The 11,301-nt window shown below is 44.4% G+C and carries 14 protein-coding genes; 4 read left to right on the top strand and 10 right to left on the bottom strand.

The window, feature by feature from the left end:
• The first annotated feature begins 160 nt into the window (after positions 1-160).
• Positions 161-973: a helix-turn-helix domain-containing protein gene (locus SB752_RS06590; RefSeq protein ID WP_410714891.1), complete on the top strand. Its 813-nt coding sequence runs from the start codon at positions 161-163 to the stop codon at positions 971-973.
• Between the two features lie 77 nt (positions 974-1,050).
• Positions 1,051-2,025 carry a proline dehydrogenase family protein gene (locus SB752_RS06585; RefSeq protein WP_410714890.1) on the top strand — a complete coding sequence of 325 codons (975 nt, stop codon included), beginning with the start codon at positions 1,051-1,053 and terminating at the stop codon, positions 2,023-2,025.
• A 72-nt stretch (positions 2,026-2,097) separates the two neighbouring features.
• On the opposite strand, the gene SB752_RS06580 is transcribed toward SB752_RS06585, so the two are convergent.
• The 10 genes from SB752_RS06580 to SB752_RS06535 form a co-directional block, all read right to left on the bottom strand.
• Positions 2,098-2,997: a sensor histidine kinase gene (locus SB752_RS06580; RefSeq protein WP_410714889.1), complete on the bottom strand. Its 900-nt coding sequence runs from the start codon at positions 2,995-2,997 to the stop codon at positions 2,098-2,100.
• 169 nt (positions 2,998-3,166) lie between these two features.
• Complete coding sequence (locus tag SB752_RS06575; protein WP_410714888.1) at positions 3,167-3,865, bottom strand: response regulator; 699 nt, start codon at positions 3,863-3,865, stop codon at positions 3,167-3,169.
• A 135-nt stretch (positions 3,866-4,000) separates the two neighbouring features.
• A complete protein-coding gene (locus SB752_RS06570) occupies positions 4,001-4,564 on the bottom strand; it encodes a class I SAM-dependent methyltransferase (RefSeq protein WP_410714887.1) in 564 nt (187 codons plus the stop codon).
• Between the two features lie 257 nt (positions 4,565-4,821).
• Positions 4,822-5,070 (bottom strand): hypothetical protein, encoded by a 249-nt coding sequence (locus tag SB752_RS06565; RefSeq protein WP_410714886.1) that lies wholly within the window; start codon positions 5,068-5,070, stop codon positions 4,822-4,824.
• A 387-nt stretch (positions 5,071-5,457) separates the two neighbouring features.
• On the bottom strand, positions 5,458-6,273 hold the full coding sequence (locus SB752_RS06560; protein ID WP_410714885.1) for an ABC transporter permease: 816 nt from the start codon (positions 6,271-6,273) through the stop codon (positions 5,458-5,460).
• Positions 6,270-7,280, bottom strand: a complete 1,011-nt coding sequence (locus tag SB752_RS06555; RefSeq protein ID WP_410714884.1) for an ATP-binding cassette domain-containing protein — start codon at positions 7,278-7,280, stop codon at positions 6,270-6,272. Before SB752_RS06555 ends, SB752_RS06560 begins: the two co-directional genes overlap by 4 nt.
• Before the next feature lie 348 nt (positions 7,281-7,628).
• Positions 7,629-8,183: a hypothetical protein gene (locus tag SB752_RS06550; RefSeq protein WP_410714883.1), complete on the bottom strand. Its 555-nt coding sequence runs from the start codon at positions 8,181-8,183 to the stop codon at positions 7,629-7,631.
• A 193-nt stretch (positions 8,184-8,376) separates the two neighbouring features.
• The gene (locus SB752_RS06545; protein ID WP_410714882.1) at positions 8,377-8,706 is read right to left on the bottom strand and encodes a hypothetical protein; all 330 of its coding nucleotides are present in this window, start codon (positions 8,704-8,706) and stop codon (positions 8,377-8,379) included.
• A 15-nt stretch (positions 8,707-8,721) separates the two neighbouring features.
• The gene (locus SB752_RS06540) at positions 8,722-9,084 is read right to left on the bottom strand and encodes a pentapeptide repeat-containing protein (RefSeq protein ID WP_410714881.1); all 363 of its coding nucleotides are present in this window, start codon (positions 9,082-9,084) and stop codon (positions 8,722-8,724) included.
• Between the two features lie 232 nt (positions 9,085-9,316).
• Positions 9,317-9,643 (bottom strand): hypothetical protein, encoded by a 327-nt coding sequence (locus SB752_RS06535; protein ID WP_410714880.1) that lies wholly within the window; start codon positions 9,641-9,643, stop codon positions 9,317-9,319.
• A gap of 683 nt (positions 9,644-10,326) precedes the next feature.
• Here SB752_RS06535 and SB752_RS06530 point away from each other — a divergent pair.
• Positions 10,327-10,509: a hypothetical protein gene (locus tag SB752_RS06530; protein ID WP_410714879.1), complete on the top strand. Its 183-nt coding sequence runs from the start codon at positions 10,327-10,329 to the stop codon at positions 10,507-10,509.
• Positions 10,510-10,846: 337 nt separating this feature from the next.
• Positions 10,847-11,116 carry a hypothetical protein gene (locus SB752_RS06525; protein ID WP_410714878.1) on the top strand — a complete coding sequence of 90 codons (270 nt, stop codon included), beginning with the start codon at positions 10,847-10,849 and terminating at the stop codon, positions 11,114-11,116.
• Positions 11,117-11,301: the final 185 nt, after the last annotated feature.

Raw genomic sequence — 11,301 nt, 5'->3', positions numbered from 1 at the left:
ATGTATCATGACAGGCAAGGTTAGACAATTAGTCTGGTTCTTGATACGGCTATTGACCGCGATCCTACTTCGCTTGGATATAAGGTGTAATTGTTTTGAATGAAAAAGTACATTTATAATAGATAGGATTCTTGATTATGGAGTACCGAGGAGCTATAGCATGCCAGATGTAATCTTTTACCGAGACGATGCTTTGCCTTTCCTTGAAGCAAAATATTGCACAAGAAGCGATCTGACATACCAGAAGCATTTTCATGAGGAGTATTCAATCGGCTTGATCGATGAAGGAGAAACGAATGCCTGGTGCGACGGAACGAAATATCAGGTAGAAGCTGGTAGAGTTATCAGTTTTCCACCGCATATGCTGCATGCTTGTCATCCGATGTCCCTCACAAGTTGGAGTTACAAGATGTTGTTCATCAAGCAGGATTGGCTGAAGCAGCTGGGGCCGCGAGAGCTCGAACAGCTTCGCATCCCGTTTTTACTAGAAGGAGATAAGAACCAATATTGTCAGCGGCTCATCAATCAAGTTATGGACTCTCTCTCCTCGGAAGAAGAACCATTGGTAGTGGAATCCGCGGTTGTTGAATTGATTCATGCTCTCGTTAACTGGGATTCACACGATATGGAGCATTCATCCCGCAATAGTCATGAGCAAAAGTACATCGGACGAATTTTAGAGTATTTGCATGCTCACTATACCGAAAGAGTCGTGCTTGAGGAGTTGGAAAAGGCGGTGGGGATTAGCAGATTCCATCTCATCCGTCTGTTCAAGAAAGGAACTCATCTGCCGCCTCATGCTTACCAGAACCTGCTACGGATCAATCACGCCAAGGTCGAGCTTGCGAAGAGCCGTCCGATTGCGGATATTGCCGTGGAAACGGGTTTCTATGACCAGAGCCATTTTTCCAGAGCATTCACCAAAATTGTTGGGGTTACTCCCCAGCGATATGCTTCATCATCGCCGCGATAGGATAGAGCAATAAATTACAATACACTCCCCTTGTTCACTTGTATACTCATGGACAATGAAGGAGGGGGAGTTTTCTTATGAACCATGAACAAGATTGGGAACAAAGATTGACTGATACCCTAAAATCGGTGGCTAGACGCCCAGACATCAAGTCTTATGTGGAGAAAACGGCTTGGCTGAATAGCCTGTTGCAGCGCGCTGCCGGACAGTACGTGGCGGGCGAAGACCGTCAAGACGGGCATGAGGTCGCACGCAGGCTTGCCGAGGCGGGATACAGAACTTCGCTAGAATATATAGGTGAAAACACAGCAAATGCGGAGATGTGTCAGGTAGCTGCAGAAGAGATGAAATTACTCATTCGCGAGTTGGGTGAAGCCGGCGACCGTGTTTCATTCGACCTGTCGCATATCGGTCTGTCGGTAGAGATGGATCTTGCTTACCGTCAGTTGATGAAGCTGGCAGAAGAAGCACAGACAGCTCACGTAGAGCTGTTTATTAGCATGGAGGAATCCGCAAAAACGGATCAAATTTTGGACGTTTATCGCCAGGCTGTTTCCCACTATCCGAATATTGGTATAACGCTGCAGGCGCATTTAAACCGCACACCACAGGATTTGGTTGCCTTAGGTGATACGGCTCGCCGCATTCGGATTGTCAAAGGGGCTTATCAAGAACCAGCGGAGTATGCCATATCCCGATCGGCAGCACTGGACGAGCGTTATCTGGCCCTGGTCCAAGACGCAATCCACCGAGGTCATCGCGTATCAATCGCGACACATGATGAGCATATCATCAACGAGGCAATCAATCTCGGGTTGCTCGATTCCGGGAACGCCGAGTTCGAAATGCTTTACGGTATCCGTCCGGAGCTTAGCGCAAAGCTGCAATCTGCTGGCTATCCGGTTCGCATCTATGTAACCTATGGGCATGAATGGTTTTTATACCTGTGCCATCGGATCGCCGAATATCCCCCGAATCTGTACAGGGCCGTTGTGGCCATGGCAAATGATGAGTCTGTCGAACCTTACCTTGCGTATATCGGAACAACCTAGGATGAAATAGGAAATCGCTCCGTCCACACCTTTGCTACTGAGCGATTTTTTATAATTGATGGCTTGAAATAGCTACATTCTCGCCAATTCAATAAAAAAAGTAAAATGACCATTTTGATGGTTTAGCCCGATACGCCCCCCATGCAGCTCGACGATGTTTTTGGCAATGGACAGTCCCATGCCCGCACCGGGAGGCCCCTGCTTTTCGTTTCTAGATGGGTCAGCCTTATAAAACCGCTCGAATAGCAGCTTTTCCTGCTCTTCCGATATCGACTTTCCCCAATTTTCAACCGCAAAGTAAATCTGCTGCTCATCGGCTGTTAGCCGTACCGTGATTTCACCGGGCTTTATCGAAAACTTGAGCGCGTTTATGAGCAGATTATCGATAGCACGTACCATTTTTTCCGCATCGACATAACCGTAAATCGGCGTCTGATCCCGAATGGTACGAACCGTAAGCGCATTTTCCTGGGCAATCGGCTCGAATTCATTGATGATCTGTTCCAACAAAGCGTTCCAATCCAATTTCGTAAAAGAAAGATTCGCCGCCCCGCTTGTTAATCGCGTGTATTCAAATAAGTCGTCGATCAGCTTCTTCAGCTGTTGCGATTTGTTGTAGGCATTGTGAATATAGCGTTTATGTTCTTCGAGATTCTCGTAATTATCATTCCTCAACAAGTTCAAATAGCCAATGATGCTGGTTAGAGGCGTACGCAGATCATGAGAAACATTCGTAATCAGTTCCATTTTCGAATTTTCGATTTTGCGTTCCCGATTTATTTTTTCCTGTAATTGCTCAGCCATATAGTTGATGCTTTTGGCGACTTCTCCAAGCTCATCCTCGTTGGAAACTGGCAGCCGATAATCCAGATTCCCGCCCGCTATCGTTAATAGCCCCTCGGCAAGCGTCCGTAAATAACGAACGATATGTCGTGTTAGTAGGAAAAAGAAAAATAAAAACGCGACGATCATAAAAATCAAGTCTCCAACCGTTCCCAAAAATCCAGGATCGAGGGAGAAATAAGCAAGAATCCATGATAAAGCCGCCATATAGAAAAAGCTTAGAAGAGCGGCCCAAAACATTCGGACGCGGATATTCTTCCTCCCTGTTAGCGTAGAGAGGAACCTTTTATACGACTGCTTATTCAACTTTATACCCCACTCCCCATACCGTTTTGATATACCTGGGCTCTCGCGGGTTGTCTTCGATTTTTTCACGTATGTTGCGGATATGAACCATGATGGTGTTATCGGATAAATATTTGTCCTCTTTCCACACGCTTTGGTAAATCTTTTCCACATTAAACACCTGCCCGCGATGGCTAGCCAACAGCTCCAGAATCGAAAACTCTAGTGGAGTGAGCGAGACTTCTTTCCTGCTCACCGTCACAGCATGACGTCGTTTATCAATGATCAGATCGTTGATTTCAATGGTCCCACTGTCGGTCGCAGACTTTCCGTAGCTTTCTTCGGCCAGCTTTTGCCTGCGAAGCTGCGCTTTTACCCGGGCGATCAGCTCCAGCGGATTAAACGGCTTGGAGACATAATCATCAGCTCCCGTCGTCAGCCCGGTTATTTTATCGATATCCTCGCCTTTCGCGGAAAGCATAATGATCGGAATGTTCGACGTCTCGCGGATTTTGAAACACGCTTTAATCCCATCGAGATTCGGCATCATCACATCCAAGATGATCAGATCGATTCCTTCACGGTTCAAAATTTGTAAGGCCTGCAGGCCGTCCTCCGCTTCAAATATAGTAAACCCTTCATTCCGCAAAAAAATATGAACCACATCGCGAATTTCCGGATCATCATCTACGACAAGTACTTTGTGAGTCAAGCATTATCACTCCCTTGCAAGGTTTGCTTCGGCCAGCCACCATAGGCATGGTGAGACGCGCATATGGAAAATAATGACTCCCCCCTCATGCAAAGCTACCACAAATATTGAATAGTGTCTCTGCCTGCTTCGCCGTTACCGTTTGCGACAAACGTATACAAATGCCGGCGGAATATTCAATGGCACGTAATGAATCTCCTCAATCTCGAACAAGCCGCTTAGCTGTTTTTTCATCTGCTGCGAGTATTGGAAGGCGATGAATAATCCGCCCGATCTCAGTGAGGTTACGATTTGCTCCATGAGCCGATCACGTAGCTGCTGTGGGAAATTAAAAAACGGCAGTCCGCTCAAAATGCAGTCCAGATGATCAATTCCTTCGTTTTGAAGTGCGTCCTGTAGCTCGCACGCATCAGGGTAACAGGTATAAGCAGGGAATCGTTCTGCTAATTTGTTGCGCAGCAGCGTATCCTTTTCAAAAAGCAATACTTTTGCATTTTCAGTGTTGGCAGCTTTGATATATTTGGTAATGGCACCCGTGCCCGCCCCTAGCTCCGCAATATGCCGGGCCCGATTCCACTTTACAGGCTCAAGCATTTTCTTTGCCAAAAAGATTGAGCTCGGTGTCAGGCTGCCGATTTGTTTGGGTGCACATGAAAATTTGTATAGAAACAATAGCTTTTCTTGGATATTTTCTAGCATAAGATTCCCTCCCCCAGATGGTATCCTTATGCTAAGAAATATTTCTTCGGAATGAGCAAAGGAATTTCTGAATTATTTCTGAAGGTTAGCTGTTCCAGAAAGTCTCTACGGAACATGTCCTATCTTCCTCTCCGTCATTACTCTCCTCCATCCTCTCTCTCCTTCACTGTAATAAACTCGCCTTGCTATTACGAGCTCATTCATCAGCTTTATGATAAAAAATACCCCCCGGGTTATCCCCGAGGGTCGTTGATGGTTTACATGTAAAGAGTGACTGGAAGAATGTTTGATTCACCTGCTCTGATTCCACCTTCAACAACAAGCTTGAAATAAGTAGTCAGCGGAAGTCCGGGAGCGCTTAAGGGAACTGTAACAATAGCCAATTGTGCGTTTTCACCTAGAAAAACCGCTTCTGTCCAGTGCTCTTTGTCGGTTGAACGCATCAAGACAACTTTTGTCGCCCCTACAGGTTGACTGAATGTAAGATGCACCAACCCATTTGGCATTGTTATCCCAACTTGTAAATCATTAATAGGTTTTTCGCTATTCCCGACTTATCCCTTCTCTTTATGAGGGGGTTTCGTTCGAGCCTACACCGTGCGGGCGACTCTCATCGCACACGGCGTTCCATCAACGGATTCGAAAGAAAATTTTCAATGGGCATTTTTATCGTACATTGGCTATGTCTGTATTTACAGTGTTTATTTTCGACAAAAAAGCCGAAATGGTCATAACTTCTGGTTGGAAACCATCTTCTAAAAATGACAATAACCCTTTGATTTCTCAAGGGGTTATTGTCTTCCATATAGCAGGATCGAACCTCTTACCTCTACTCTGACAGTGTAGCCGCCCTACCGTAGTGGTAAGTTTCACTTCTCCATCAATTATGAAAGTTAAGTGCGGCGCATATAAGCACGTACCGTGAGTGGCGCGAAGATTGCTACAATGACTGCAGCGCTAACAAGAGAAATAATAAATTCGAAGCCTATCATGCCATTATTGGTCAGTTCACGGACAGCGCTGACCAAATGGGAGATCGGGTTGATGTTTACAAACCACTGGAGCCAATTCGGCATTGTTTCCACTGGTACGAATGCATTGGAGAGAAAGGTGAGCGGAAACAGTACGATCATGGAAATCCCTTGCACGCTTGAGGCGGTACGGGCAATGACACCGAAAAAGGCAAAAATCCAGCTAACTGCCCACGAGCAGGCAATGACAAGCAGCGCGGCGATAGCGACGAATCCCAGGCCACCGCTAGGATGATAGCCCATGATATAGCCCATCACAAAAGTGAGCACGGTAGCAATGGTATAGCGCACAGTGTCTGCGAGCAGGGCTCCAGCCAATGGCGCGATACGGGCGATCGGTAGCGACTTGAACCGGTCGAATACTCCTTTATCCATATCCTCTCGAAGCTGGACGCCCGTGACGATGGAAGTGCCAATGACAGTCTGCACGAGGATACCAGGAATAATGATCGGCAAGTAGCTTTCTACATTTCCTGAAATAGCGCCGCCAAATATATACGTGAACATCAAGGTAAAAAGAATAGGCTGAAGTGTGACGTCAAACAATTGCTCGGGAGTGCGCCGGATCTTCAGCAATCCCCTGTAGGCCATCGTCAGCGAGTTGCGGATCGCTTGCCCGAGACCTGAATGATTTTTTAATGGACGGTCAAATTCTCGTCCCAAGGATGTGCTTTTCATACTCTGGCTTCCTCCATTCTGTTCGGTTGTTCGGAAGATTGCGGCACATTCTTGGTTGCATCGTTCCCCGTGATCGTTAAGAATACTTCATCCAAGGTCGGCTTCTGCACACTTATCTCGGAGAGCTTAATTCCCCGGGTGCGCAGAGCGATAAGCAAATCCGTTACCTGATCAGCGTTTGCCATTGGTGCCGTGATCTTGCCAGCTTCTGCTGTTATACTGGAACGGACACCTAGCACCTGCTCCACGATTTCCCTAGCATCTGCGATATCCTGCGTATGATGGACGCGCAAATGTAGCGCTGAAGTCCCGACGGATGCTTTCAGTTCATCCACCGTGCCTTCTGCCACGACACGGCCCCGATCGATCACCGCGATCCGGTCTGCCAATTGGTCTGCTTCATCGAGGTATTGCGTGGTGAGCAGCACGGTCGACCCTGTTACCACCAAACGACGGATCGTGTCCCACATCTGCGAACGCGTTCGCGGGTCCAACCCAGTCGTCGGTTCGTCCAGGAAAATGAGCGGTGGCTGCGCGATGAGACTGGCTGCCAAATCCAGCCGGCGGCGCATACCGCCAGAGAACTGCTTCAGCGGACGCTTGGCTGCTTCAGTCAAACCGAATTCCTCCAGCAAATCCGCTGCCTTACGCCGTGCCTCAGAGCGACTCAGTCCGAGCAGTCGGGAGAAAATAATCAGGTTCTCCGTGGCACTAAGCGACTCATCCACTGAGGCATATTGCCCCGTCACCCCAATCAACTGCCGTACGATATGCGACTCCTTCACCACATCATGCCCGAAAATGCGTGCCTCCCCAGCATCTGGTCGGAGCAGGGTCGCTAACATACTAATTGTCGTGGTTTTCCCCGCTCCGTTGGGACCAAGCACGCCGTAAATCGAACCGGCGCGTACGTTCAAATCCACACCGTCTACAGCACGATTGCTCCCGAATGTTTTTACAAGCCCACGGGCTTCTACTGCCCATTCATTGCGTTGCCCATTGTTCATTCTGGCCTCTCCTTACTCACTGTTTATTTGATATGGATACAATAACTTGCGGATTTAAACTGAATGTAAACTGGCTGATATTTTTCCATTTTAGGACTTTTTGGTTGGTACTAACACCTACATGAGAAGGGTGAGGGGATCGGTCTGGAGGCGTATGAACGTCAGTCAGTATAGTTGTTCAGGAGAAAGGGCTCTCGTTATCAATACGCTAAAAGGCATCTCAGTATTTCGGGGTGACTGCTACATCCTCTTTTTATGCACAACAAAAAAACGGCATTTCAGCCGTTTTTGTACGTTTTAGTTGAAGAAGGAAAGAAAAGGTTACGAAGAAGCAGCAAACAAAAGCCACTAAGAGAGTAGGTTTTGACCTAAAGGTTGGAAATATAATAAGACTGATGTGAAATAACCTTTTTCATCACTTTCCTCAAATACTAGTTTAAGATTTCGCTTATCCGAGTTTTTATATGTGTACTCTAAAAATTCATAGCCACGAAGGGTTCTTGCTTTATAATCATTACCAAATATTATTATTATATCTTCTCTAGAAACAGGTTCAATATTTGAGATTATATATGTAATTCGAAACTTTTCTGGTTCAAGATCACCCATTGACTTTGAACCTTTTGAAATTCTATAAATGAAGCCATTTTCGCCATCAAGGTATACATTATTAATTAAATTTGCTTCGCTTTTATTGAGTTTTTTAAATACTGCTTCCTTTGAAGTTTCCAGAGCTAGACCACCACCTAAATCTAGAGCCCCCACATTCTCTTTTACATGCTGTAAGTACTCAACACCTTTTGTTGTTTTCGTTTTGTTCGTTTGTGAGAATCCTAGCATTGAAACCATGAGAGTGACCATAACTCCGATAAAAACAGGTAGAGTAATTACCCTAAATTCCATATACGGTTTCCCCTCTTTAATTGATGAGTTTCATTGCACTTCTATGTCATCAACTTACTATTACTTGTGCCGATGTTCTGATAAATTAAAATAAATGTTAACAAGTAACCAAAAAATTGATCCTTCGATCGTTTTTGAAAGATCCAAAGATCCCCTATTATCTATAGGCTTGAGAAGACTCTTCTTTTGATCATTACCCAAGTCTTCTCTTCATAACCTCACCATCAAGATCAAAAACAACAGGCATTCCTTTTTCTTGTGGAATCCAGCCCAGACGGAGCGCCTGACTGATAAAAAATTTAATATCTCTAGGTCTAACAATTTTGATATTTAGATGTTCGACATTCGGAAAGTTTAGCCAAACACTGTCGATATCTGATTCAATATAGATTTCAAGGCGCATCCCTCTAGTGATTTCGTGCTCAACTATCACGATGATGTATCCGCATCCCGGAGAAATAGTCCATATATAATTGTCTTCTCCGACTGTTATTCTTCTGGAGCTCTTCTTGTCTATTGTCATTAGTTTCATCCTTCATTACCGTATCATTTTAGCAAGATGTGCCTCAGTAAGCACCATAGAATGAAAGGTGTTGTTTATAAACCTTACTCCATTTATCCTCGCACCCAAAAATTCTGTTCCATCCAATAAGTTACCATCGAATACAGCATTGCTTAAATTACAATTAGAAAAATTACATGTTTTTAAATTTGAATTGATAAACCTAGTGTTTTCAAAATTTGCGCCAGTAAAATTCACTGAGAATAGACACTCTTCAAAGCTAAGATTTGAAAAATCAAATTCAGTTAGCACACCGTCCTCAACGCAAATTCTTGAGAATGTTCGTTGCCCCTTATTAACCATTTCCAATAATTCTACCGCTGTAACTTGGTTGTCCATTCCTACAACTCCTAGAAATATTTAATGATGATGTTCCCTACCATAATAATACAATCCTAGTTTGACTCCCTCAGCCGCTTTCATGAATGCGCACTTCTTCTCACTCTCAGGGCGCAAAAATAGCCTCGATCGGTTCGAGGCTTGCTTATTATCATGAGGAAAAAGGTAAGAGGAGCCACCTATGCAGCGTCTTCAAATGATCCTGGTGAAAGGTTTATTGTTTGTGGTTCCATTAGATATTAAGGATAAAGTTAACAACATTCGAATCACCTGCTCTGATTCCACCTTCTACGACCAGTTTAATTTTCATGTTGAATGTATAGCTTTCGTTAATGAAAATTTGGAAGGTGGTAGATTCCTCGTTTAATGAAGAAGGATAAGTAACCCAACTTGTCCCTCCATTTTCAGCACACTCTACTTTCACACTAGTTGCACCAACAGGTTTACTAAAAGTGAAATTCAAAACATTTCTATCTCTAACAAAAGCAAGATCATTAATTGGTCCGCTATTCTCGTCTTTTCCCTTCCGCTTCTCTATGGGTTTATAACGAGCCGACACCGTACTGGCACCTTTCAGCGCATACGGCGTTCCATCAACGGATAAACTGGTTAAATTTTACAATGGGCATTTTTATAGTACAACGACTACGTCATTATTTACAGAATTTGTTTCCGACAAAATACGCCTTCAGATTTTTCCGGCATGGGTGATGCAAATACCCCTGGGTTATCTTGAGAGGCGTTAAGGAATTTATTTTTAACTAGCCTACCTAGGATCTCCCCATGTTGTTTAGTCAGTCTAGTATTGAATTATTACCGGACTCGTTCCTGATGATGCGAAAAAGGTAAGGGCTTTTTGAATTACTTTAATCATACGGGACACCAACACGGTTCATTTCTAAAGCTACAACCAAATGAGTTAACTTTCGTTAGCAGACAGTATCGAATACGTGACGTATGTTAGAGTTGCCCGTTGTAAAAACCTTCTTATCCGTTGATGGAACGCCGTGTGCGATGAAAGTCGCCCGCACGGTGTAGGCTCGAACGAAAACCCTCAAAAAGAGAAGGATATAAGTCGAGAATAGCGATTCACCTGCGATTGGAACCCTGCTTGTATCAGAAAGCAGCTTTAAATCGGTTGTCATCCAGTTTGATAAAGCTTTATCCAGTGAAACATTATCAAAATCTGATCCCAAGACAGTCGTTGACTGGTTAAGGCAAGGACCCATAGGTGCTTCTGGCATGAATTTACGTTACTATGCAACCGAAATGACGTGGGATGTAACTGACGAAAGTCGACCTACATTAATTGTTCGTACCAAACATTCTGAAGACGTGCCATTAATATCAGGAGCTTTCGTTACCTTTATTGATGGAGCAGTCAAGGATATTAACGGCAACGTTATTAAAAAGACTGGTCACTAAAAATATCCATCAACGTACTCCCGGATGCCCCGGGAGTTTTTTATCTTCACAAATGACAGTTCTCCTCCCTATTCAATATTAGAATGATTCCTTTGTTTAACTTGGTTCATTTCTAAAGGTGCACCAAATGAGTTAACTTTCGTTAGCAGACAGTATGGGAGGCGTGATGTATGTTAAAGTTGCCCGTTGTAAAATCCTTTTGATCCGTTGATGGAACGCCGTGTGCGATGAAAGTCGCCCGCACGGTGTAGGCTCGAACGAAACCCTCGTTAAAGAAAAGGGATAAGTCGAGAATAGCGAACCACCTGCAACTGCTAGCATTATAAGTGGGAGTGACTTGAGTATCATCACTATTCGTTTTGATAAAGCTTTATCCGCTGAAACACTTGCTAAGCAAAAAGTGGTAAAATCGTTTGGATATGCGGATGAAGAATGGAGCGGTGTTTTTGTGCAATTCATAATGTGGGATAATTCTAATCCCAACAACCCAGTCCTATCCATTAATACCGATTTTTCAGGTGATTTTCCTGAAGGAAGGTTTGTTACTTTTATTGATGGCGCAATAAAGGATATTCACGGAAATGTTATTACTCGAACAACACCGTAAAAAGCTAAATCCATCGACGGCCCTCGGGATTCCCGGGGGTTATTTTTAGCGCAGGGACTACGACATTAAAGACACTCTCCTCGTTTCACATATCGTGTGGTTTGTTTTACTTGGTTCATTTCTAAAGCTGCAACTAAACGAGTTAACTTTCGTTAGCAGACAATATTGAAGGCTTGACATATGCT

Origin of the sequence: Brevibacillus sp. SIMBA_040 (assembly GCF_046535075.1) — a bacterium.
Taxonomy (GTDB): Bacteria; Bacillota; Bacilli; order Brevibacillales; family Brevibacillaceae; genus Brevibacillus.
The sequence above is the reverse complement of the archived record's forward strand: the minus strand, read 5'-3'. Positions and strand labels throughout refer to the sequence as shown.